Raw genomic sequence first — 22,119 nt, forward strand, 5'->3', positions numbered from 1 at the left:
GCGGTTCATGCACTGGTCGCAAATTCATATCGAAACAAATCGAAAGTATTTCAATGTATTTTTATTTGTGTTATACCAAGGCCATCATAAGATAAAAACAGTCAGGTCCGGCGGTAGCTTTGCCCGCAGCAACACTGGCTGAAAACCCATCACAGGAGAGAGTTATGGCCAGCTTCGACCGGCGCAGTTTTATGAAAGCTTCTATCGCAACCGCGGCACTGGGTGTCGCTGCCGCCTGCAGTCAGCAAGGCGCTAAACCGGCCGGCGCGGCGCCTGCGGCGAAAGGGAAATCGGTGATGGGGCTGGTGGTGCCGGCAATGGCCGAAGTGCGGGTTGGCCTGATTGGTGTTGGTGAGCGTGGCGTGGGTTATATCAGCCATTTCAGCCAAATCGAAGGCGCGCGCATTACGGCGATTTGTGACACAGATCCTGAAACGCTGCAGCGCGCGCGCGGCCTGTTCGACAAAATGGCCAAACCGCAGCCAGCTTATTTTGGTGACAGCCCGGATAGCTACCACCAGTTATTGGCGCGCGCGGATGTCGATATTGTTGTGATCTCCACGCCATGGGCTTTGCATCACCCAATGGCGAAAGCCACGCTGCTGGCCGGCAAACATGCCTTTGTCGAAGTGCCGATGGCGCTCGAACTGGAGCAAATGTGGGATTTGGTCGACACCGCCGAAGCCACCCAGCGCAACTGCATGATGCTGGAAAACGTCTGTTATGGCCGCGACGAGCTGATGGTGCTGAACATGGTGCGTCAGGGACTGTTTGGTGAACTGCTGCATGGCGAAGCTGCCTATATTCACGAATTACGCTGGCAAATCAAAGAGATCGAACGCAAAACTGGTTCATGGCGCACTTTTGAAGAAGCGCGGCAAAACGGTAATTTGTATCCGACCCACGGCTTAGGCCCGGTGGCGCAGTACATGGGCATCAACCGTGGCGACCGCTTTGATTTTATCAACTCAGTCAGCTCGCCGGCGATCGGCCGCGCCGCGTATGCCAAACGCGAATTTCCGGCCGACCATCCACGTAACCAAATCAACTACACCTGCGGTGATATCAATACCAGCATCATCAAAACGGTGCAGGGCAGAACTATTATGCTGCAGCACGACACCACCACGCCGCGGCCTTACAGCCGGCATAACCTCATTCAGGGCACCAACGGCGCTTTTGCCGGTTTCCCGAATCGCATTGCGCTGGAAAACGGTGGTCGCGGCGGCAGTTATCACGACTGGGACCTGGATATGACTCCGTGGTACCAGCAATACGACCACCCGCTGTGGCAACGCATGGGCCGTGAAGCCGAGCGTAACGGCGGCCACGGCGGCATGGATTTCCTGATGTGCTGGCGGCTGATTTATTGCCTGCGTAACGCGCAGCCACTGGATCAGGACGTCTACGACGGCGCCGCCTGGTCCGCGGTATTACCGCTGTCGGTCGCCTCAGTCGCCGACCGCGGCAACAGCCGCGATTTCCCCGATTTCACCCGTGGGTTATGGCAGAAAACCAAGCCGCTCGGCATTGTTGGCGGCTGATCAGGCGCTTTGTGCCAGTTGCGGACACTCGTAAATTTACGGGGACTATGTGTACGGCGGCGCTGCGCTTGCGCGTACCTACTCGCTAATTGAGATCGTAGGTACCGGCAAGCGAAGCGTCGCCGTACAGTATCCATATTCGATGACTGCAATTCGCTCATTGCAGTCCACGCCGGCTAACTGCCATTAATTCCTGGCGCATCAGTTTCAACATGATGCCCGTCTTCATCTGCGAACTTCAGATTTACGCCCCGATTGGTTTGCCATCTTGTTTAAATAACTGATTCGTATATTCTTTTGAGAAACCATCAACTGGGAAGTGCGCAGATGTTGAAATATCTATCAGGCATTTGTTTGGTTTTATGGTTATTGCCTTGGGCTTTGAAGCATTTTTCTGCCGCATACTTTTCTGCGTGGTACATCCAATGGCCGGCTTTTGTTCTGCTTGGTGTATTAGTGCCATACGGGTTGGCCAAAAGCCTTTACCATGTTGACTTACACAGGCATGTCTACGTTTTTCTACTGATATTTGTCGCGCAGTCAGCGATGTTAGGTGTTGGCTACACTGGGCTGTATTTCGCAGGGCAGATGCTGGTATCTGCGAGCCATTCCAGATTACCGCAGGATATGTCGTTGTCCGCGCTCTCGCTACCTACCCCGGAAGATCGAAAGATTGTCGCGATAACGATTTACCACGAGTCCGGTCAGCCCATTATTTACCAAGATTCGAACGGGCAAAGTGTCATGTATCAGCCAACGGCGGCGGACAAAAACTTATATGCAAAAAACATCGAAGTGATGCAGCAAGAACGGCAGGTGCTTCGCAGCATGCAAGCGCAAATGAGAGAAATCTTATATCTGAGTGCGTATTTCTATGTCGCCTTTTTACTGGTATTTAGTCTGGTGTTTAACCGGCAAAGTCAGCGAATTCGCACAGATCATACCGAGTAATAAAGACAGTCAGACCGGGAAAAATGGACAAGGAGGACAAGATGGATATTAGTGAATTCCCGCTGACGTGGCGATGGACACAATCATCACATGCAAAGCTGCCAGATCACATCCTCACAGAACTTCAGCCGCTAGACCTGCAGTCGGTGCTGTTACTGACCAACAATATTCCATCAGTTCTTGTAGCCGATTTCAGCCGTTTTGTTGCGGATAACGATGACACGACCCGCCAATGGTTAATGCAACTGGACATATCATCGCCACGGGTTATTGTCGTTTGGCGTGCTGATCTGGCGCTATCGATGCCATGGACAACTTTTTGCCAGTACTGGGACGATTTTTGTTACCCATCTAGTGACAATGCTGACATTTTCCTCGAATGCGGCCGGCTTTTCCTGCGTTGGCGGCACTATGAAGTTTTTGAGTGTGATCCGGAACTTTAGAGCAATCTTAGTTCGGTTTAACTCGCCAGTTTTATTACCGAATTGCACCTGATCCAACTTGCCTAACGCCCGCTTCAGATATGCAAACGCAGTCATCAGGCTTGCTTTTGGCTGCGGCCTGACATGTAATGACGCCGTTTTGTTGCCATCATCTGAAGGAAAGCGCATGCATAAGGTTGTCAGAGATATTGGATTGTTTGTGGTTGCACCGCTGGCGATTTTGGGCGGGCTGACCGCCTGGATGTTTGCCGCCACGGCGCAACCTTGCTCGAACGCTATCACGCAACAAGTCGCGTCACCGGACGGACGTTTTAACGCGGTGGTGTTTGTGCGCAGCTGCACAACAGCGCCTGGTTTTAGCAGCAACATTTCCATTCTGGTGAAGGACGGTATTCTGGCCGATGGCCCTGGCAATCTGTTTGCCAGCGATGGTCATCCGGAGCAACTTGGCTTTAGTTTGCAATGGCAAAGCACGGGCAAAGACAGCCTGCAGCTGAATGTGACCAGCAAAATCCGGGGCACAGTATTCCATTCCGATCCGGTCTGGTCGGCCAATCCAAAGATCACGGCGACCTATCAGTTAGGGAATACCAGGACAAATAGCGGGGGCTAAGTTTACCCAGCACTGCAGACATGGTGCTTTAGCGCTATCGGCAGTAGCCAAACGCACGCAGGGAATGACCAGCAACATCAACAGCCCCCGGGACCGCCGCCATGATCCTCTACATCGCAGAAAAACCCAGTGTCGGCCGCGCTGTGGCCGATGTGTTGCCAAAACCGCAGCAAAAAGGGGATGGCTTTATCAAGGTCGGCAACGGCGATGTGGTGACCTGGTGTATCGGTCATTTATTAGAACAAGCCGAGCCGGAAGCCTATCATCCAGACTACAAAAAATGGCGAAAAGAGCACCTGCCGATTATTCCACAGGAATGGAAGCAGCAAATAAAACGGGAAACCAGCAAGCAATTTAGCGTCGTTAAAAAGTTAATTAAAGAAGCCAGGCTGCTGGTTAATATGGGAGATCCCGATCGCGTTGGCCAGATTTTGGTTGATGAGGTGATCAACTATAGTGGGGTCAGCAAGGCCAAGCGTGAAATGACAAAGCGCTGTTTAATCAACGACATGAACCCTGCTGCTATCCAAAAAGCACTGAACAATTTACGCAACAACAGCGATTTTATCCCACTGGCAACTTCAGCTTTAGCCCGGGCGAGGGCGGATTGGTTATACGGCATCAATATGACCCGGCTCTGCACGCTGCTGGGCCAGGATGTTGGTTATCAGGGCGTATTGTCGATTGGCCGGGTGCAAACGCCGGTGCTCGGTTTGGTGGTGCACCGCGATGCCGACATCGAAAATTTTGTCAGCAAACCGTTTTACGAAGTGTTTGTGACGGTGCAAACGCAGCAAAATGAAACATTTAGCGCCAAATGGCAGCCGAGCGATGCCTGTGAACCGTACAGGGACGAAGACGGTCGGGTGCTGGTGCGCAAACTGGCTGAGACCGTGGTGCAAAAAGTCACTGGCCAACCCAGCCTCATCACCGCAGTGGCCAAAGATCAGAAAAAACAACATGCACCTTTGCCCTATAGTTTGTCGGCACTGCAAATTGACGCATCGAAACGCTTTAATCTCAATGCACAGAAAACCCTCGATATTTGCCAGCAACTGTATGAACGACATAAGTTAATTACCTATCCGCGCTCCGATTGCCGTTATTTACCGACCGGCCATTTTGCGGAGCGACACGGCGTGGTTGATGCGATTGGCAAGACAGCACCTGCGCTTACAAGCGCTATCAGTGCGGCCGATTTGGCGCTGAAAAGCAAGGCCTGGAACGATGCTGAAATTAGTGCCCACCACGCCATTATTCCAACAGCCACCAGCATGGATGCGACCAGACTCAGTCATGACGAAAGACAAATCTATGAATTGATTGCGCGGCAATATCTGATGCAGTTTTATCCGCCGTTTGTCTACGCCGAGCACCAAATTGACGTCGAAATTGCTGGTGGCCAGTTTATTGCCCGGCAAAAAACGCTGCTGGCGCCGGGCTGGAAAGCGCTGTTAGCAAGCGAAAAGACAACCGGACTGGATGCGGAATTCGCCAAGACACAATTGCCATACGTGCAGGTTGGCGAGCGGGGCACATGCATCGATGCGCAGCTCAGCGAAAAACAAACCAGCCCACCGAAGTATTTTACCGATGCCACTTTATTAGCGGCCATGACTGGCATTGCCCGCTATGTGACAGATCCTGAAGTGAAAAAAGTACTGCGGGAGACCGACGGTCTGGGCACAGAAGCGACGCGGGCCGGCATTATTGAGTTGTTGTTTAAACGCCAGTTCCTGACCAAACAAGGCAAAGACATTCGGGCGACCGAGATTGGCAAACAGCTGATTAACAGCTTACCCGAGCGCATGGTAGTGCCTGATATGACCGCCCATTGGGAAGCGCAATTAGAAGCGATCTGCCAGAAACGCCTGCGCTATAACGACTTTATGCTGCCGCTGACCGACGGTCTAAAAACCTTGCTGTTGGAAGTGGATAGTCAAAAGCAAAACTTCAGTGCACTGCATGGCTTGGGGCAACATAAATCTCCACAGCGGAAGAGAAAATATCCTGCGCGGAAGCAGGCCAGGTCACAGGCTTAACATCCGCTGTTGCCAACACTTAAAGTTGTCGTTTGCTGCCTGCCGGCATGCGCGCAGATCTAACCGTGGTTTGCTGTGTCCGTGCACTGAGCAGTCATCGCGTGCTAAGCAGGCATGGCTTGCTCGCGCAGCAGTGCATAGACTGCCATGTCCACATGTTGGCCCCGCACAAAATTGGCACCACGTGCCACGCCTTCGCGGGTAAAGCCACACTTGATGGCGACTTTCTCCGAGGCCAGATTGGCTGTATTCATCCGAATTTCCAGCCGGTTGATCAGCAGAGTATTAAACAGATATTGGCTGAGTAAGCGCACGGCGCGCGTGGCAATGCCGCGGTTACGCTGCGTCTGTGCCAGCACGGTATAGCCAATTTCGCGGGCATTAAAATACGGCACCGACTTGAAATGCCAAATGATGCCGAGGATGGTGTCGTCCTGATCGACGATCAGCAGTTTTTCATGGCGGTCATTGGCAAGGCCGTCGATTTCAAAATTTTTCTCAAAGGTTCTGGGCGAGGTGATAGCGCCGGGCAAATACTCGCCGCGCAATTCCAGATCATTTAATAGCGGCACCAATGTTGCCAGGTCATGCCGGGTAATAAAACGGATCGCCAGATTGTCGTCTTTAATCATATTACAGCTCCTTTTGTGGAACCGAGCGCTGGGTTCTGCGTGTTTACTGCTGCTTCAGCAGCGAGCAAGCCCTGAGCCTGCATCAGTTGCCAAACGGTTTGCGGGTGCTCCGATTGTTGTAGAAATTGCAGCACATCCTGCCTTGATGCCGGCGTTTTATTCTGTGACAGCTTCATTTTGGCGTGTAGTGATTCGATCCTGACGACAAAGCCAGTAATGGCAGCGGACAGCTGCTTTTCATAGGCAAGATTGCTCTGGCGCCCGCTCGCTGCCACAGCATCAGTGCCCGCCGCCAGGCTGACAAACCCATCCTGAACCTGTTGCGGTAATGCTTGATTAGCCTTGGTTTGTTGTCTGCGCACTAACGCCAGCGTACTTCTGGGATCTAATAACTGCACTTTGCCGCTTACTTCCACCAGACTGTAATTCCAGGTCGCCACCTGCGGCTGCTGTTGATAACACTCTGCAGCGACATAAGCATGTGGGCCTTGCACCACCAGCTTTACGCTATCGCCATCCTGCAAGCCTTGCAGTTGCGGGTTTTGTCTGGCCATATGGCCATACACCTTGCCAGTCAGGCCAGTGGGTTGATCCCATTCAAACAAAAACGGTAGTGCGCTGAGCTGCAAATCTGCGGTCAGCAACAAGCCAAAATAATGCTGTTGCAAAAACTGCCGGATCAGTAGCGGATCATCCAGCAAAAAATGGCTTGGGGTGTAAGTCGGAGTCATTGGTAACCTCTGGCGCGTGCTCTGTGCAGATATTGAAAATCTATTGTTGACGCTGTACAGCAAAAGCATTGCTGATGGACTGAAAGCCAACCTTGGGGTAATAACCCATCGCAGTCGGCGCACTTAACAGCAGTTGTTGAACCTCTGGGCCGCTGTGCTCAGCAACTGCCTGTAACAATAACCGGCCTATGCCTGAGTGCTGCAGATCGCCGGCCACCAGTAAATCGGCAATGTAACAAACAAAAGCGCCGTCGCTTAAACAACGGGCCAGCCCGACCAATGTGCCATCGATACGGGCACTTAGTGTCAGATTGGCACCGGCGAACAGTCGTGCCATCCGTGCGCTGTCCGCCAGTGGCCGCTTGATACCGGACGAGCGGTACAGCGCCAGATATTCATCCAGTCGTTCCGGCTGCCAGGGCTCCACTTCGATCGTCAAAGCGACACCGGTGGTGGTGAAATGTTGGTTGGTGGTGGGATGCATATAAATCTCCTGAAAAACTGGCTGGTGTTGGTGAGCGATGGCTGATTTAATGCAGCTTAAAAGGCAATTGGTTCCACAAAAAGAACCAGTTTTAATAAAGTGATGGATCCAGTTATGCGCATTGAACCCGATAGCATCCGGCTAAGTGGCGAAGGCAGTTTGCAGTTGCAGCTGTATCAGGCGCTGCGGCAACCGTTGTTAAGTGGACTTTGGCCCAGTGGCGCATTACTGCCATCGAGCCGGGTATTGGCCAGTGAACTGCAGCTCAGTCGCAATACTGTTAACGCTGCATTGGCGCAGCTGGTGGCGGAAGGTTATCTGCAAGGCCAGCCCGGCCGGGGCTATTGCATCATCACACAATTGCCTGACGCTTATTTTCAGGCCAGCCGTGTTGCTAACAGCCAAGGCTTGCCGGCCAGCGCCAACACCAATTCCAACACAAAACCACACACCAGCGCAGAGATGTTGGTTCAGGCAGCAACACCATTTAAAACCGGCTTGCTGGAGCCAGGCGTGCCGGACCTCAGTGCTTTTCCCTACCGGATCTGGCAGCGGTTGTTGCAGCGTCATGCCACTCGGCCGCTATTAGGCGTTGGCGGTGATGTGCTGGGATATTTGCCTTTGCGTCAGGCGTTAAGTCTGTATCTGCAACAGTCCAGGCAAGTGCACTGCACCGAACAGCAGATCCTGATCACGGCCGGCGCACAGCAGGGGCTTTATGTCGCGGCCATGCTCGTCGCGGCGCGCGGCGACAAAGTACTGATGGAATCGCCGGGTTACGGCCGGCTGCGCCAGGCGCTGCAATTGCAGGATTTAGCCCTTGGTTATCTGGATGCTGCCGGGCCTGAAGGTGTGACAGCAGAAGATTTGGCGGCGCAGCAGCATTGCAAAGCGTTGTTTCTGACGCCAGGCCATCAATACCCAATGGGCGGCATTATGCCGTTGTCACAGCGTTTAGCAATCTTACAATGGGCGCAGCAACAGGGCTGTTGGCTGGTCGAAGACGACTATGACAGTGAATTTCAGTTTAAACACCGGCCTGTTGCCAGCCTGCAGGGATTGGCACAGGGGCAGGGCGTGATTTTTGTCGGCAGTTTTAGCAAAACCATGTTGCCGGCATTACGGCTCGGTTATCTGGTTGCGCCGGCGGATTTGATCCAGCGCGCGGCCTCGATAGTGCAGGCCATCCACGGCGATGTCCCATTGTTGACGCAAGCCGCACTGGCCGATTTTGTCAGCGAAGGCCATTTCAGCCGGCACTTGCGTAAAATGCGCAAACTGTATCAGCAGAAACAACAGCTGGCGCAGCAATTGGCCAGCCAGTATTTACCAGACTGGCAGCTGCATGCGCTGCACGCCGGGTTACATTTAGTGTTGCGTTGCCCGGCTGCCATGCAATCGTCGTTTGATGGCCCATTACTACAACAGCGGCTGGCCGCTGCAGGCTATGCGCCGGCGTTATTGTCCAAATATCAGTTTGCCGGCGAGACTGCCGCCGGCTTGGTGATTGGCATCGCCAATATCAGCCCGGCTGATCTGGAGCGTGGTTTGCAATTGATCGCGGCAATTTGTGGTGCAGCACCACAGAACCTGGCCTAAAACCCACCAAATAACGTTTTCAGCTGTTGCACCTGACGGCGGCTGACGTCGATCTGTTGACCGTCCTGTAATATCGCCAGCATGCTGCCAGCGGCAACGCCGGGTTCTAACGCTGTGATGGTGCTGATGCGGATAATGTCGGCGCGACTGGCTTTAAAAAACTGCTGTGGGTCGAGCCGTTGTTCGATGCGGGATAACGAACTTAACACAAAACTTTTGCCATAAGGCGTATACACCGCGCTGTGATTACCAACAGATTCAAAGCGGCTGATTTCACTTAACCGCACAATCCGGCTGTTTTCGCCGAACTTCAGCAACAAACCGTGATGATCGGGCAGATAGTTTTGATTGGCGTTGTCGCTTGGCGTAGCAGCGCCAGCCTGAGCAGCTGGCAGCCGGCTTAAACTCTGCGCCAGACGCTGCGGTACTATCGGTTTGACCAGATAATCCAGCGCATTGAGCGCAAAGGCGTCCAACGCATAGCTGTCAAACGCTGTGCAGAACACAAAAAACAGATTGGGTCTAAGCTCTGCCGCCAGTTCCAGCCCGGTGCAACCCGGCATCTGAATATCCAGAAACACCAGCGCGATGTCGGGTTGTGCGGCCAGCATGTCGCGCGCGCTGTCAGCGCTATCGGCTTCCGCGACAATCTCAATGTTGGGATGGGCCTGCAGCAGGCGTTTTAGCTCGCTGCGCGCCAGGCGTTCGTCATCGACGATCAGCGTTTTCCACATGATGAAGCTCCATTTCAGTAGGGGAGAATTGCGATTGCGGATCTGCTGACAGATCCAGCGAACCGGCTTCCAGTTCGATAGTGACCTGATATTGATCCAGCTGCGGTTCGATATGCAAACCATGTCGGCCTGGCAATAACGCCAGGCGCTGGCGCAGATTCTTCAGGCCAGTGCGGGTACCGTGTACGCTGCTGAGGCAAGCACAACTGTTGCCGACGATCAGCTGCCAGCCATTGGCGACCGGGCGGCTTTTTATCCAGAGCCGACCGCCTTGTGGCAGTGGCGCAATGCCATGTTTAATCGCGTTTTCCACCAGCGTCAGCAGGCTCAAGGTTGGTAGTTTTTGCTGCCACAACTGCTCGTCAAACTGCAGGTCGAGTTGCAGCCGTTGTTCCAGCCGAACTTGCTCAATCTGCAAATACTGCGAGGCAATTTGCCATTCGTCGGCCAGCGTCGATAACGGCTTTAAATGCGCCTGCAAATGAAAGCGGAACAGCTCGGACAGCTGGGTGACCGTGGCAGCTGCTTTGTCCTGATCTTCATAAATCAGCGCGCGGATGCTATTGAGTGCATTAAATAAAAAGTGCGGATTCAGCTGATTAGTCAGCTGCTGCAGCTGCGCTTGATGCATTTGTTTTTGCATCTGCCGTTTACTGACCAAAGTGCCCCAGAACACATACGCCAGCGCCCAGAGCCAGAACATTACCGCCTGATTAAAGCCGCCAATCAGCTGCAGGATCGGCAGCCCAATTTCCAGCTTCATGGTTTCACCATCGGCTTTTTGCACCGACATATGGCGCAGGTCCAGCTCTTTCAACGGGGTTAAATCGGCAAGATTCAGCGAGATAAACATCAACAGCTGCCCGAGCAGCAAGGTATACAACAAAAAGCCGAACAAGTTGCTGCCATAACGGCCTTGCGGCAGCAGTTTCAGTTTCAGATAAGGCCGGATCAGGAAATGGCAGAATATCGCCATCAGGCTGGTATCGAGCGCGCCGCGCAGCATCGCCATCAGGTAAGTGTTCAAATTTGGTGTCTTAAACATCACGCCGATCGACAGCATATAAAACACCAGATACACCAGATAACAGGCCAGACTGACCCAGATATATGTAGAGGAGCACTGAAAACTGATGTGCCACCAACGCTGCAGGCGTTGCTGCCAGCTGTTTGCTGCGAGTTCGGACATCTGCGCTCCTGTTCTTAGAAATTTCAATGGCTTATTCATACCGCAGTGCATCAATAGGTGCAAGTCTGGCGGCTTTCACGGCAGGCATCAGGCCAAACACTACGCCGATAAAAGTGGTGAAACCCAGCGACAATAACACCGCCCACAACGGCACTACTGCGTCACTGAGGCCTGGAATTAACGCGCCAAGCAAAGCCGCCACGCCATAGCCCAGTAACAAACCGAGCAAGCCGCCAAATAAACTCAGCAACACGGCTTCGAGCAAAAACTGCAGCAAAATCACTTGCGGCGTGGCGCCCAGCGCTTTGACGATGCCGATTTCCCGGGTCCGTTCGGTCACCGACACCAGCATGATATTCATTACGCCAATGCCACCAACCAGCAAACTGATGCCCACCACACCTGCCGCCACCAGCGTGACCGAGTTCAGTACCTGGTTAAACTGGCTTTTCATTTTCTCGGCGGTGATAAATTCAAACGGATCTGCCGCATCGCTGGCCAGGCCGCGTTTGGCGCGCAGCACATGGCGAATTTGCTGCTGCAGCGCCTGTTCGTCCACGCCGGCTTTGGCGCGATAACTGATTTCGACCTGTAATTGGTCCGGGCCATTCAGCGCCTTGGCGGTCTGGAACGGGGTGATGATGTAGTTATCCTGATCAAAGCCAAACAGGCTGCCGCGTTTTTCGCCGACGCCAATGATGCGGAACCAGTCGCCGGAGATCAGCACAAATTCACCGACTGGATTGGCCGGTAGCTGAAGCTTGTTAATCAGCGAAGGGCCGATAAAAGCCACGCGGCGGCGGCGCTCGTCATCTTGTGGCAGAATAAAACGGCCGAGCTGCGGATAAATCCGGATCACGTCCTGGTAATTCGGTGCAGCGCCGATCAACTGGCTTTGACTGCTGCTGCGACCATAGCTGACGCTCAGCCCCATACTAAAGGCCGGCATCGCGACGGTGATTTGCTCAAAGTCACTGATTTTATTCAGTAAAGCGTCGTAATCGCTGTCGGTCAGTTTATTGCGAAAGCCCAGTAATTCCTGATCCGGCGTGGTAAAAGCGCGCAGCGTGGTCATATCGGAGCCGAGGTCATCAAGCTGACCGCGAATGCCGGCACTGAGGCCCTGCATAATCGCCACGACGCTGATGACTGCCGCCACACCGATGATAATGCCGAGCGTGGTCAGACCGCTACGCAGCAGATGCAGGCGAATGGATAACACGGCGCTTTGCGCGCACTGACTGAACATTTGCCAGAAAGCTAACATATCAATTCCTTGTTCGTTTTCACCCGGTAAACCGGTTAAACCGCGAGCGCGCTGCGGCCTTGCTGCTGTTGCCGGTCGGCGACAATCCGGCCATCCACCAACCGCACCACCCGGCGGCAGTGATCGGCGATCTCCTGTTCATGGGTGACCAGAATGATGGTCTGGCCCTGTGCATGCAGTTCATCAAACAGCGTCATAATGCTGGCGGTGGTTTTGCTGTCGAGGTTGCCGGTCGGTTCGTCGCCGAGCAGCACCGCTGGTTCTGTCACTAAGGCCCGCGCAATCGCCACGCGCTGGCGTTGACCGCCGGAGAGCTGGCTGGGCAGATGCTGCGCTTTGTCGGTCAGGCCAACGCGCTCCAGCACGGCCATAGCACGGGAGAGCCGATCGGATTTGCTCATCACGCGGTACAGCAGCGGCTGCATCACGTTTTGTAATGCAGTTAAACGCGGTAATAAGTTAAAGCTTTGAAAAATAAAACCAATCTGCTGATTTCTGACCTGTGCCAGCGCGGTTTCATCAAGGCTCGCTACCGGCTGGCCACAGAGCAGATAGTCGCCCTGATCCGGCGTATCCAGGCAACCGAGCATATTTAGCAGCGTCGATTTGCCGGAGCCGCTTGGGCCTATCAAGGCCAGATAGTCGTTGCGGCTGACTTTGAGGTCGATGTCTGCCAGCGCGGTGAAGGTTTCCCCGGCCATTTGATAAAACTTGCTGATGCCGCGCAATTCAATCACAGGCAGCTCAATCACAGGCAGTTCAATCACTGGCGTGTCGGGTGCGGGGGGGATGGCTGTTTCCGATCTCACTGTGGTGATGGCTGTCTCCGATCTCATGGTTGCTGCCCCGCAGCTGGCTGCGCAGAGGTTGATGCCTTCGCTGGGGTGGCGATGGGCTCAAACCGAACTTTGGCACCGTCTTTCAGGCTGGCAAAGATCCGCGCCGGCCCGGTGATCACTTGTTCTGTCCCTACAAGACCTTGACTGATCTGCTGCGCCGTATCTGTGGCAAGGCCCACTTCGACCTTTTGCGGATAAGCGCGGCCGTCGCGGACCAGCCAGATCTGCTTGCTGTTTGCGCTGCTGGGGGCGGCAGCCGGGTCGGCAGGTAACGACTGCAACGCCGACACCGGCACCGACCACACCTGCGACAAAGCTGCAGTTTGCAGTTCGGCGCGACAGCTCATGCCCGGATAAAGCGCTCCCTCAACGTTTTCCAGCAAGACTTTGACTTTAAAGGCCAGAGCCTGGCTTTGGCCAAGCTGACGCGCGCTGCTGCTGATGCTTTGGACTTTGCCGCTGAGTGCTTGGTCTGGCGCGGCGGCGGCAAAGACTTTGACGTTCTGGCCGACATGCACGCTGTGCACATCGGCTTCATCAAGCCGCAGTTCGGCCAATAATGCGCTGGTGTCGGCGATGGTCATCAGGTCGCTGCCCATCATCTGCGCACTGCCCGGGATCACCGTTTCACCGGCTTTGACATCCACCGCGACGATGACGCCGCTGATCGGCGAGCGCAGTTCTGTTTTGGCCAATAAGTCTGCTGCTTGTTGTTCCGCGGCGAGACTTTGTGCCAGCTGCTGCTGTGCCGATTGTTGTTGCAGGATCGCCAGCTGCTGTTCACTGCGCAGGTTATCCAGCAGCTCTTGTTGGATCAGACCTTTACTTGCCAGCTGTTGCTGGCGTTTTAATTGCCGCTCTAAGTTTTTAAGCCGGGTGCTAGCCATCTGAATATCGGTGCGGGCGCGCGCCGTCTGGGCGCGGGCTTGCTCCAGGCTGGCGCGGTAGCTTTGCGGGTCCAGCTGCAACAACAGCTGACCGGCTTCGACTTTGTCACCTTCCTGCACAAAGACTGCATCCACCCGGGCCATCAGTTCAGAGCGCAGCGCGACTTGCGTGCGATACACCAGATTACCGGACGCCAGAATGCTATCGGTCAGATCGCCTTTGGTCACAGCGCTGACCTGCACATCCAGTGCCTGCGTTTGTTTACGGTACATCGTCACACCGGCAATAGTCGCTAGGATCACAGCAGCTACCAGCAGCCGGCGCCAGGGCGTCGTGGTAGTGACGGCGGTAGTGACGGCTGTCGCCGGAGTATTTGATACATCAGTCATGGCAAAATCCTTTAGCTGTTCCTATGAAACTCTGCTTATGCAAACAGCGCCCATAAACCAAAGATCAGCAGCACCGGTGTGCCTGTGACAATCGCCGCGCGTTTGGCAGTAAAGCCTGCAGCGCTTTGCAAAGCAGCGAACAAAATCCACAGTTGCCAGACTAAAAACACATTGATGCTTTCAGCCCAGTTATAGAGCGCGTGGCCGATGGGTAAATCCAGCACCAACTGATTCAGCGATGCGTAGTTCACCAGCATCATCGGTTGATCCGGGCTGTCCGCCAGGAACACCAGCAACGCCAAACCGAGAATATTCAGCAAAGCCGGCAACTGGCTCCACACCACCAACGCAAACCACTGGCCGTAATTCAGCGCCTTTTGCAGTTTGCCGGTTAACAGCAGATAACCCGCGGTGATGGCCGTAAACGCAAGGCTACCGACGGCGATAGACACGGCGCCAATAATCGGCGTCGCCCCCGCCATGCTGGCCATTGCGGCGCGGATTTGTTCGGTCTCGGCCGGAGTCAGCTCACCGGCATGCAGCAGTTGCTGGTCGACCAGCCAGGCTGGGCTCATGCCGGCGTAAAACCAATAAATAATGGCGGTGGTCAGCAGCAGCTGAATAGCCAGCAGCCAGAAATGGCGGCCGCTTTGTTGCGGTACTGCTGCCATCGCTGCGGCTGGGTTTAATAAGGTATTGAGGATTTGGCTGATCAAGCCAGGAGCTGTTGTTGTTTGCGGTGTGGCACTGCTTACAGGGTTTGTCATCTCAGTCTTCCTTGTTGTGGTTCACAAAATGGAGTTACTGAGTTCAGAGTAAAACGAGCGGAAGCAACAGGTGAAAAAGATGTGAAGTTCGGCATTGCGGCGTGACAAACGGTAAAAGTGCAGGATACGCGGTATGCGATACCCGGCAATTCAGATGAAGAGTAGGGTGGGTAGAGCAAAGCGAAACCCACCGTTGGTGAAACCAGACAAAAATGGTTTAGCTAATGGGCAATGGGAAAGAAGAAGGTGCAATTCGCTTTGCTCATTGCACCCTACAATTTGGGTTATCTATTTGTATTTGTCACTGTCATCAGGCGTGGCGCCGACTAGCGCAGCGCGATGCGCTCGATACTGCCGTCGCGTTGCATCGTCACGTAAAGAAAGCGCTCATCCGGTGATAACGCCACATTAGTCGGATACTGGCCGTGCAGGCTGAATTCTTTTAACACCGCACCGGCCGGGCTCAGTTTGACGACGGTGCCTTTGCCATAACGGGCGACATACAGATTGCCTTTGATGTCACAGCGCATGCCGTCGAGGCCAAAATCAGTAAACTCAATCAGTAATTTTTTCGCGCCGGTTTCCAGCTGTTCATTCAACGGATAAGCCCAGACTTTACGCTGTGCGCTTTCGTTGACATAGAGCCAGCGCTGGTCCGGACTGACCTCAACACCGTTGCTGGTACCGGTCTGGTCGATCAGCCGGGCTTTGCCATCGGCACCGATGCGCCACAACTGGCCGCGGTTATTTTTCCAGTCCGGGTCGCTGGCGAAAATCACGCCGGCTTTGGTCAGTGCTAAATCATTGGGTTGGTGCATCTTGGGTTCATGCACAAATGAACTTAACGCGCCGTCGGCATACCGCCAAATGTGATGGCCGGTATAGTCGGCAATCCACATCACACCTTGCGCATCAATTTGAATGCCATTACCGGTACTACCGGCGGGTAAGCGCAAGTGCAAGCTGGCTGCGCCCTGCGGTGTTACTTTGCCAATGCTGCCTTTGTGTTCATCGCCCGCACCACCAAAGTTCACCGCATACAGGTTGCCGGCCTTGTCGGTATCCGGGCCTTCCACTTCGCCATGAAAAGTACCGGCTGGGATAAAAATTTGGCTGTCTGGCCCCGCAGCACAGGCACTACAGGCGCTTAGCAGCAGGCCGACGCCGGCGACAGTAAGTTTATTCTGCACTGGTTCTCTCCATAATTAATGTTATGAACTAACAATTCAGACTTTAATACCTTGGCGCTGGCGGAACAAGCCTTGTGGGTCATATTGGCGTTTGATTTGTTGTAACCGGGCATAGTGGCCGGCGTAATAGGCGATGGCCGGATGTTTGATCAGGCCGTCGGTATAATTCAGATAAGCGCCACCGCTGCTCCAGCGCCGCATCTGGTAGCGCATCTGATGACACCAGGCCGCACTTTTTGCCAGCAGCGACTCATCGCTGTGTTCCGGATGTATGCTCAGGTATTGCGCGCTAAACAGCGCATGGCGGTGGGCGAAGGCGTTAAAATCGCGTGGCTTCGCGGCGATAGCGCCGCCCATCAGCGTGAGCAGAACGGCGCCGGTCTGGCCTTGTTGCGCCCGCTTGCGCATCGCACTAAGTAACGCCTGGCAGCCCGCTGCCGGCAAAATTTTGTTGAACATGTCGGAGCTGCCGGCCATCGCGACCCGTTTAAGTTTGCCTGCGTCGTGTTGGCTCGGCAATTTACACTGATTGCTATCCAGACCTTTGCAGTCGCTGAGCATAAAATCCAGATATAAGTGGTCCTGCATATCGACGTCGCCCCACAGACCGCTCAGACGGTTTTCCAGCTGCTGCCAGGCTTGTGTTACATCAGCCTGATGGCCGATACCGCAACAACGGATTTGAATTTCGGGTGCATTTTTACTGCCGCCATTGACCCAGATGGCCAGCTGCGTCCAGACCGTATCCGGCAGTTGTGCCGCCCAGCGCTGCCATTCCGTGAGTACCTGCTCGCCATTTTTCAGTGGATAACGACCGATATAGTTGCGCACCGGTGCGGTCGGAAAAGTGCGAAAGCTCAGCTCGGTCAGCACGCCTAACTGGCCACCGCCGCCGCCGCGCAGGGCCCAGAACAAGTCGGCGTGCTGGTTGGCGTTACAGCGCAGCAACTGGCCGTCAGCAGTCACTATTTCTGCCTCCAGCAATGCATCACAGGTCAGGCCATGCATGCGATCGGCGATCCCCAGACCGCCGCCTTGCATCAGGCCGGCGATACCAACACTGGCGCAGCTGCCGGCCGGAATGGATTGTTGGTATACGCCTAAGGCCGCATAGACATCACCCAGTTTGGCGCCGGCCCCGATGCGCGCCTGACCATCGGCATAATGGATCTGCTGCAGCAGTCCCAGGTCGATTAACAAGCCGGCCGTGCCGGATAAGCCGGTATAACTATGGCCGCCGCCGCGGATCGCAAAAGGCAAATTAAAACGGCGGACAAACTGCAAAGTGAGCTGCACATCGGCGCTACTGGCGACCCGCACTATCACTGCGGGCACCTGCTGGTCAAATCTGCTATTGGCACTTTTAGCGCGCCAGACAAATTCGTCGTGATCATGACCAAGTAACTGGCCTTGCAGCTGCTGCTGAAATTGTTGCCAGTCAGAGGCTTCCGGCAATGCCGGGCCAGCGGATGGAGCAGGAAATGCCGGCAGACGGGCGGCACAGCTACTGACTAGTGGCAGTGAAAGGCCCCATAACGTTAAAAATTGGCGACGTTGCAAACGACTCTCCACAGGTTGCACGTGTGAATGATTATGATATCAATCAGGCTCTGGAGTTTCGTGTGGGACGACCATCAGGCTAAATATTGCGGTGGACAGGGCGAGGGGCGGAGAGTCTTTGTTGTGGTCAGCTTTGTAAGCCGGCAACCAGTTCCTGACTGATTTGCAGCACCAGCTGCAGATCAGCATCGGCCGGCTCTTGTTGCAGTTCATGCAGCACGGTCTCGGCCAGTTCCAACAGATTTTGTTTCAGCGCCAGCGGGTAGGGATGACTGTCATCGAGCATCAGACCGCGAATGGTCACCCAGACCAGCCGGCAGTCGCCACAAACCTGGATCAACGCATAAGGATCAGCGTGTTCTATCGCGCGTTCCAGCGCATAGCAAATCTGCGCCAGCACCTGCGCGTCCAGCAGTTTACTGTGCGTCGTCAACTGTCTGGTTTGCTGGTACAAATGGATGGCTTTATTCATCAGAGTACTTCTTGAATCAACGCCCGGAAACGCCTGCCGGCAGGCGGCCACAATAGCGCTGCCTGCCAACAGTTATCTGCTGTTCAGCTGAACAGGGCTGACAATGAATTAACGTTTTTATTGCCACTGTTTTGTGACAAACCGCTGAACTGGGTTTTGATTTGTTCACGCGCCTGTTTGGCTTGCTCGATGGCCTGATTGCGCTTTTCTTCTTCGTCGGCAGACAAAGTGCGGTTGTTACCGGTTTTAGCCGTTTCCAATCGCTGCGCCGCTTTGGCGGCCAGACTGGCAGTTTCCAGGCGTTTGCTGACGTCAGCATCGGCTTTTTTCAGCCGTGCCGTGGTGTCCTGAGTGGTTTTTTCAGCATTGGCGAGAGAACCCGCTTTTTTGTCGTCAGCACTCAGTAGTGCTTTGGCGTCTGCGGCCGAGCCGATTTTTTCTGGCAGGCCCAGTGCCTTGGCCGACTTACTGCTGGCGACTTCGAGTTCGCCACCGCGGGTATTGGTTGAAACGGTCTGATTTTTCGCATCGGTCAGCAGATTGGTTTTGGTTGCGTTGTTGCCAGTGCCGGATTTAACCGTGGCTTTGTCCTGGCTGGCGATAATACTGTCACGCGCTTTGGTGTAATCGGCCTGCAGTTTTTCCCGATCTTTACCGGTAATTTTCTCGTCGGCTAATTTAGTCGCGATGTCCCGCACTTGTTTCAGCTGGCCATCGATCTCTTTATTAGCAGTAGTGGCAGCACTGACCGCGGTTTTGCTGTTGGCGAGGTTTTGTTGTACAGCGGTGTATCGTTCAGCCTCAGTGCTGCGTGTACTTTTGTTGGTGCTGGTAATGCTTTCAGGGCTGGCGGTTTTGGCAGGAGTGGCTGCGGTGGCAGTCGTCGTAGAACTTGCTTGCGTCTGAGTGACGGCCTGATTGTTACCGGAGATTGCGCTGACCATGATGGTCTCCTGCTTTGGGCGGAAAAACTCTGTGAGTGTATCTCAGTTTTGTTGGTTTTTCAGCCGCGGGTGGCAAAAATTTGCCGCAGGTGCGGGAGAGGGAAATGAACGACAGGCGGAATGCGGAAAGTCCGTAGGGGCACCCCTGGCGGGTGCCCGTCTTCCGCGGATTTCGGGCGTCACACGCCGTACATGACGATTTAAAATGTCCGTTTTGCCACAAACCAGCATTAACGCCGCCGATCACATCTCAATATATTGTGGCCAACCCAATAACGGATTCAGCATACCTTGTTTATGCTCAAACGCATCCAGCTGTTCCGGTGAGGCTTGCGCCAGTGCTTTTTCGCGGTATTTCGCCGCAAACTGCAGCGTTTTCAGCATAGCTGGCGCAAAGTTCTGGCCGATGTCAGCCCGAATGGCGTCGGCGATGCCAGTCGGCAATTCAGCCAGTGCAGCTTCGGTTTGTAGCAGCAGATAGTCGGTATTAAACCAACGTTCCTGCATGTCGGTCTGCCGGATACGCTGTTTTAAATCCTGTTTGACCTTGCTGTGGCCACAGACCACGCGGTAAATCACCACTTCAGCCAGCATGCCTTCGAGGCTGAAATGTTCAAACGGGTCAACTTGCTGTTGCTGGAAAAACTGCTGTTTCAGCAAATGAATCGCATTGCGCCGGTTCGATTCGAGTAACGCGTTTTGATACAGCTGCCAGCCATGCCATTCTTCGGCGTCTGGCGGGCTGGAGATATCGTGCAGCAGTTGCTCATCGACATCACCAAACAATGATTTGCGGCTTTGCTGTTTTGGACTGACTGTGACCAGCATGCTCCAGCCTTTTTGGAATGGCTTCATCACGCCATCGGCGCCTTGCAGCAGCGTCAGCGCGCGCGCTGGATCATGATCAGACAACTCCGCAAGGCCAAGACTGACCACGCCGACCACATCATGCGCTGCCTGTTCCAGCAGATGCATTTTGTATTTGTTATAAAACTTGTCAGCGAATTTCAGACTCATTAGCACCGCTTTGGCTTTTAACGCCGCCACTTCTTCGCTGCTTAGTAACTGTTGTTCTTTGCCGAAGCTCAGCACCTTGCTCAGAAACGGCCCTTGTTCCTGGTCGCGCAGGACTAATTGCATGCGATGGTCCTTAATCGAGGAAACTGAACATATCATCCACTTCAGCGTATTCGTCGCTGCCCTGGTTCTTATCTTTGGCCTGCATCACCAGTTCGGTGGCGAACTTATTGATAATGCTTTCCCAGCCAGAGTTTTCATTGCGGACCAGCGCTTTGATCGCTTGTTCAACCTGAGGGGTTAACTGACGGATCAGCGCCAGCAGGCTGCGCGGGTCGTCAAACCCCAGACCATGCACTTCTTCATTCAGATGACGCTCGGTGTAGCTGACGGCTTCTTCCAGGTCCTGCTCTTCTTCATGCAGGATGTCCTGATAAAAATCTTCATCTTCAACTACTTCGCCGCGATACAGCTCAATAAACGGGATCGACAGATAAAACAGGCCGGCCGGATCTTCGGCGATACATTCGAGGATCTCGGCTTGTTTTTCCTCGGTTTCCTGCGTGCGGATCAGATAAGTCAGAAAATCAAAGGTATGCTGTTTCAGTTCTTCCGCATTGTTTTTGATTTTCTCTTCCCAGTACAACGGTTGCTGACAAACGATGTCGCGGATTTTTTCCGGCGTCATCAGCTCAGAAATAATCGACGGGAACGAGATATCGTGTTGGCTGTTGATTTGCGTCAGCGTAACAATATCAATTTGTTCGATCACTTCGACCAGCTGCGCGTCTGACATTTCATTGGCGATCAGCTCGAATTTTTTGCTGGCCTGTTTCGGCTCGACCATCGCCAGCTCTTTGATCTCGGCAACGGTAATTTCAATCAGATTATTCATCAGCGACCTTCTCCTTTAAAGCGGATATCGTCGTAGGCATCGTCATAGCCTTCTTCGTCTTCATCGTCATCCCGGCCATTGCCGTTGTAGTCGTCGTCGGCTTCGTCCCGATCATCGCTATCATAATCTTCTTCGTAACCCGGCTCGTCGTCCTGATCTTCGCTGCTGCTATTGCGGCTGCGCGCTGGCGCTTTGCCTTGTTGTTCCAGCAGATATAACACAGCGCAGGATTCAATCAGCAAAGTTTCGGAATAGTCACGGACGGTTTTGACCAGCGGCAGATCGGCATTATTAAACGCCACCGTGACTTTAAATTCGTCCCAGGCTGGTAATGTGGCGGTTTGCACCCACTTGGCCCATTTCAGCTTGGCTTCTTTGCTGAACTTGACGCGGCCAAACAGCGCCACCGGCAGATATTCAGGCACGGATTCGAGCATTTCCGGGTCAGCCTGCAAAATCGCTTTGATTTTGGCGCTGAACTGTTCCAGCGCTTTCGGTGTGTCCGGATCGTTGTACGAATCGATGTTCTCGTATGCATCAGTTTTGAGCTGATTGATTTTTTGGATATTCAGTTTCTTCGTCATAACGTCCTCAATAGAACTGGTCCCACAGCTCTTTCATCGCTGCGGCGGGGTCTGTGACAATGACATTGTTAAAATCTTTGATAAAAGCGGCTTTGGCTTTTGGGTCGGACAGCACTTCATAAGAAAGTTTGACCTGATGCAGCGCATTGGCGGCCGCTGCTTTTTCATCGTCAGACAAGCCGAGTAACTTGTCCGGATGGTATTTATTCGACAGCCGTTTATAGGCTTTTTTAATTTCATCTTCACTGGCGCTGGCTTTAACACCTAACACGCGGAAATGGTTGATCATAATTCGCCTTGGGAAAGCGCTGAGCGGTGCTCTGGCATGACCGGCTATGATAGCAG

Annotated in this window: 23 protein-coding genes; 6 read left to right on the forward strand and 17 right to left on the reverse strand. The window is 53.8% G+C overall.

Annotation, left to right across the window (positions count from 1 at the left end; translation table 11 throughout):
* The first annotated feature begins 164 nt into the window (after positions 1-164).
* From ACQ66Q_RS16525 to ACQ66Q_RS16545, 5 genes are all read left to right on the forward strand, one after another.
* Positions 165-1,544: a Gfo/Idh/MocA family protein gene (locus tag ACQ66Q_RS16525; protein ID WP_430457799.1), complete on the forward strand. Its 1,380-nt coding sequence runs from the start codon at positions 165-167 to the stop codon at positions 1,542-1,544.
* Between the two features lie 327 nt (positions 1,545-1,871).
* Positions 1,872-2,495, forward strand: coding sequence for a hypothetical protein (locus ACQ66Q_RS16530; protein ID WP_430457800.1), 624 nt, complete (start codon positions 1,872-1,874; stop codon positions 2,493-2,495).
* Positions 2,496-2,536: 41 nt separating this feature from the next.
* Positions 2,537-2,938: a hypothetical protein gene (locus ACQ66Q_RS16535; RefSeq protein WP_430457801.1), complete on the forward strand. Its 402-nt coding sequence runs from the start codon at positions 2,537-2,539 to the stop codon at positions 2,936-2,938.
* Positions 2,939-3,104: 166 nt separating this feature from the next.
* Positions 3,105-3,551, forward strand: a complete 447-nt coding sequence (locus ACQ66Q_RS16540; protein WP_430457802.1) for a hypothetical protein — start codon at positions 3,105-3,107, stop codon at positions 3,549-3,551.
* Between the two features lie 101 nt (positions 3,552-3,652).
* Positions 3,653-5,593 carry a DNA topoisomerase III gene (locus ACQ66Q_RS16545; protein ID WP_430457803.1) on the forward strand — a complete coding sequence of 647 codons (1,941 nt, stop codon included), beginning with the start codon at positions 3,653-3,655 and terminating at the stop codon, positions 5,591-5,593.
* A gap of 104 nt (positions 5,594-5,697) precedes the next feature.
* Here ACQ66Q_RS16545 and ACQ66Q_RS16550 read toward each other — a convergent pair whose 3' ends face one another.
* Genes ACQ66Q_RS16550 through ACQ66Q_RS16560 form a run of 3 tightly spaced genes read right to left on the reverse strand, consistent with a single transcriptional unit; the run spans position 5,698 to position 7,440 of the window.
* Positions 5,698-6,225 carry a GNAT family N-acetyltransferase gene (locus ACQ66Q_RS16550; protein WP_430457804.1) on the reverse strand — a complete coding sequence of 176 codons (528 nt, stop codon included), beginning with the start codon at positions 6,223-6,225 and terminating at the stop codon, positions 5,698-5,700.
* Positions 6,222-6,956 (reverse strand): FMN-binding negative transcriptional regulator, encoded by a 735-nt coding sequence (locus ACQ66Q_RS16555; RefSeq protein WP_430457805.1) that lies wholly within the window; start codon positions 6,954-6,956, stop codon positions 6,222-6,224. Before ACQ66Q_RS16555 ends, ACQ66Q_RS16550 begins: the two co-directional genes overlap by 4 nt.
* 40 nt (positions 6,957-6,996) lie before the next feature.
* The gene (locus ACQ66Q_RS16560) at positions 6,997-7,440 is read right to left on the reverse strand and encodes a GNAT family N-acetyltransferase (protein WP_430457806.1); all 444 of its coding nucleotides are present in this window, start codon (positions 7,438-7,440) and stop codon (positions 6,997-6,999) included.
* 114 nt (positions 7,441-7,554) lie between these two features.
* Between ACQ66Q_RS16560 and ACQ66Q_RS16565 the strand changes: the two genes are divergently transcribed.
* The gene (locus ACQ66Q_RS16565; RefSeq protein ID WP_430457807.1) at positions 7,555-9,039 is read left to right on the forward strand and encodes a PLP-dependent aminotransferase family protein; all 1,485 of its coding nucleotides are present in this window, start codon (positions 7,555-7,557) and stop codon (positions 9,037-9,039) included.
* Here the strand turns inward: ACQ66Q_RS16565 and ACQ66Q_RS16570 are convergent.
* From ACQ66Q_RS16570 to atcJ, 14 genes are all read right to left on the reverse strand, one after another.
* The gene (locus tag ACQ66Q_RS16570) at positions 9,036-9,773 is read right to left on the reverse strand and encodes a LytR/AlgR family response regulator transcription factor (RefSeq protein WP_430457808.1); all 738 of its coding nucleotides are present in this window, start codon (positions 9,771-9,773) and stop codon (positions 9,036-9,038) included. The two genes, ACQ66Q_RS16565 and ACQ66Q_RS16570, sit on opposite strands and share 4 nt — an antisense overlap.
* Positions 9,748-10,962, reverse strand: a complete 1,215-nt coding sequence (locus tag ACQ66Q_RS16575) for a sensor histidine kinase (protein WP_430457809.1) — start codon at positions 10,960-10,962, stop codon at positions 9,748-9,750. Before ACQ66Q_RS16575 ends, ACQ66Q_RS16570 begins: the two co-directional genes overlap by 26 nt.
* A gap of 31 nt (positions 10,963-10,993) precedes the next feature.
* On the reverse strand, positions 10,994-12,229 hold the full coding sequence (locus tag ACQ66Q_RS16580; protein WP_430457810.1) for an ABC transporter permease: 1,236 nt from the start codon (positions 12,227-12,229) through the stop codon (positions 10,994-10,996).
* Between the two features lie 35 nt (positions 12,230-12,264).
* Positions 12,265-13,065: an ABC transporter ATP-binding protein gene (locus ACQ66Q_RS16585; protein ID WP_430457811.1), complete on the reverse strand. Its 801-nt coding sequence runs from the start codon at positions 13,063-13,065 to the stop codon at positions 12,265-12,267.
* On the reverse strand, positions 13,062-14,345 hold the full coding sequence (locus ACQ66Q_RS16590) for an efflux RND transporter periplasmic adaptor subunit (protein ID WP_430457812.1): 1,284 nt from the start codon (positions 14,343-14,345) through the stop codon (positions 13,062-13,064). The genes ACQ66Q_RS16585 and ACQ66Q_RS16590 overlap by 4 nt, the downstream gene beginning before the upstream one ends.
* 35 nt (positions 14,346-14,380) lie before the next feature.
* On the reverse strand, positions 14,381-15,112 hold the full coding sequence (locus tag ACQ66Q_RS16595) for a YIP1 family protein (protein WP_430457813.1): 732 nt from the start codon (positions 15,110-15,112) through the stop codon (positions 14,381-14,383).
* 326 nt (positions 15,113-15,438) lie between these two features.
* The gene (locus ACQ66Q_RS16600) at positions 15,439-16,302 is read right to left on the reverse strand and encodes an SMP-30/gluconolactonase/LRE family protein (protein WP_430457814.1); all 864 of its coding nucleotides are present in this window, start codon (positions 16,300-16,302) and stop codon (positions 15,439-15,441) included.
* A gap of 36 nt (positions 16,303-16,338) precedes the next feature.
* Positions 16,339-17,862, reverse strand: a complete 1,524-nt coding sequence (locus ACQ66Q_RS16605; RefSeq protein ID WP_430457815.1) for an FAD-binding oxidoreductase — start codon at positions 17,860-17,862, stop codon at positions 16,339-16,341.
* Between the two features lie 127 nt (positions 17,863-17,989).
* Positions 17,990-18,334 (reverse strand): flagellar biosynthesis regulator FlaF, encoded by a 345-nt coding sequence (locus ACQ66Q_RS16610; protein WP_430457816.1) that lies wholly within the window; start codon positions 18,332-18,334, stop codon positions 17,990-17,992.
* Between the two features lie 83 nt (positions 18,335-18,417).
* Positions 18,418-19,278 carry a hypothetical protein gene (locus ACQ66Q_RS16615; protein ID WP_430457817.1) on the reverse strand — a complete coding sequence of 287 codons (861 nt, stop codon included), beginning with the start codon at positions 19,276-19,278 and terminating at the stop codon, positions 18,418-18,420.
* Between the two features lie 243 nt (positions 19,279-19,521).
* On the reverse strand, positions 19,522-20,418 hold the full coding sequence (gene atcC, locus ACQ66Q_RS16620; protein ID WP_430457818.1) for a cold adaptation protein AtcC: 897 nt from the start codon (positions 20,416-20,418) through the stop codon (positions 19,522-19,524).
* A gap of 10 nt (positions 20,419-20,428) precedes the next feature.
* The gene (gene atcB, locus ACQ66Q_RS16625) at positions 20,429-21,190 is read right to left on the reverse strand and encodes a cold adaptation protein AtcB (protein WP_430457819.1); all 762 of its coding nucleotides are present in this window, start codon (positions 21,188-21,190) and stop codon (positions 20,429-20,431) included.
* Positions 21,190-21,774 (reverse strand): cold adaptation protein AtcA, encoded by a 585-nt coding sequence (gene atcA, locus ACQ66Q_RS16630; RefSeq protein WP_377239607.1) that lies wholly within the window; start codon positions 21,772-21,774, stop codon positions 21,190-21,192. Before atcA ends, atcB begins: the two co-directional genes overlap by 1 nt.
* A 7-nt stretch (positions 21,775-21,781) precedes the next feature.
* The gene (gene atcJ, locus ACQ66Q_RS16635; RefSeq protein ID WP_430457820.1) at positions 21,782-22,063 is read right to left on the reverse strand and encodes a cold adaptation protein ActJcold adaptation protein ActJ; all 282 of its coding nucleotides are present in this window, start codon (positions 22,061-22,063) and stop codon (positions 21,782-21,784) included.
* Positions 22,064-22,119: the final 56 nt, after the last annotated feature.

Source organism: Rheinheimera sp., assembly GCF_965283995.1.
In the GTDB taxonomy this organism is placed as follows: Bacteria; Pseudomonadota; Gammaproteobacteria; order Enterobacterales; family Alteromonadaceae; genus Pararheinheimera.

Bases quoted from the DNA above. Each gene is read 5' to 3' on its own strand.
- ACQ66Q_RS16575 (WP_430457809.1), bottom strand. From the start codon at position 10,962: ATGTCCGAACTCGCAGCAAACAGCTGGCAGCAACGCCTGCAGCGTTGG.
- ACQ66Q_RS16545 (WP_430457803.1), top strand. From the start codon at position 3,653: ATGATCCTCTACATCGCAGAAAAACCCAGTGTCGGCCGCGCTGTGGCC.
- ACQ66Q_RS16610 (WP_430457816.1), bottom strand. From the start codon at position 18,334: ATGAATAAAGCCATCCATTTGTACCAGCAAACCAGACAGTTGACGACG.
- ACQ66Q_RS16525 (WP_430457799.1), top strand. From the start codon at position 165: ATGGCCAGCTTCGACCGGCGCAGTTTTATGAAAGCTTCTATCGCAACC.
- ACQ66Q_RS16555 (WP_430457805.1), bottom strand. From the start codon at position 6,956: ATGACTCCGACTTACACCCCAAGCCATTTTTTGCTGGATGATCCGCTA.
- atcB (WP_430457819.1), bottom strand. From the start codon at position 21,190: ATGAATAATCTGATTGAAATTACCGTTGCCGAGATCAAAGAGCTGGCG.
- ACQ66Q_RS16585 (WP_430457811.1), bottom strand. From the start codon at position 13,065: ATGAGATCGGAGACAGCCATCACCACAGTGAGATCGGAAACAGCCATC.
- ACQ66Q_RS16540 (WP_430457802.1), top strand. From the start codon at position 3,105: ATGCATAAGGTTGTCAGAGATATTGGATTGTTTGTGGTTGCACCGCTG.
- atcA (WP_377239607.1), bottom strand. From the start codon at position 21,774: ATGACGAAGAAACTGAATATCCAAAAAATCAATCAGCTCAAAACTGAT.
- ACQ66Q_RS16595 (WP_430457813.1), bottom strand. From the start codon at position 15,112: ATGACAAACCCTGTAAGCAGTGCCACACCGCAAACAACAACAGCTCCT.
- ACQ66Q_RS16590 (WP_430457812.1), bottom strand. From the start codon at position 14,345: ATGACTGATGTATCAAATACTCCGGCGACAGCCGTCACTACCGCCGTC.
- ACQ66Q_RS16615 (WP_430457817.1), bottom strand. From the start codon at position 19,278: ATGGTCAGCGCAATCTCCGGTAACAATCAGGCCGTCACTCAGACGCAA.
- ACQ66Q_RS16550 (WP_430457804.1), bottom strand. From the start codon at position 6,225: ATGATTAAAGACGACAATCTGGCGATCCGTTTTATTACCCGGCATGAC.
- ACQ66Q_RS16530 (WP_430457800.1), top strand. From the start codon at position 1,872: ATGTTGAAATATCTATCAGGCATTTGTTTGGTTTTATGGTTATTGCCT.
- ACQ66Q_RS16535 (WP_430457801.1), top strand. From the start codon at position 2,537: ATGGATATTAGTGAATTCCCGCTGACGTGGCGATGGACACAATCATCA.
- atcJ (WP_430457820.1), bottom strand. From the start codon at position 22,063: ATGATCAACCATTTCCGCGTGTTAGGTGTTAAAGCCAGCGCCAGTGAA.
- ACQ66Q_RS16570 (WP_430457808.1), bottom strand. From the start codon at position 9,773: ATGTGGAAAACGCTGATCGTCGATGACGAACGCCTGGCGCGCAGCGAG.
- ACQ66Q_RS16565 (WP_430457807.1), top strand. From the start codon at position 7,555: ATGCGCATTGAACCCGATAGCATCCGGCTAAGTGGCGAAGGCAGTTTG.
- atcC (WP_430457818.1), bottom strand. From the start codon at position 20,418: ATGCAATTAGTCCTGCGCGACCAGGAACAAGGGCCGTTTCTGAGCAAG.
- ACQ66Q_RS16560 (WP_430457806.1), bottom strand. From the start codon at position 7,440: ATGCATCCCACCACCAACCAACATTTCACCACCACCGGTGTCGCTTTG.
- ACQ66Q_RS16580 (WP_430457810.1), bottom strand. From the start codon at position 12,229: ATGTTAGCTTTCTGGCAAATGTTCAGTCAGTGCGCGCAAAGCGCCGTG.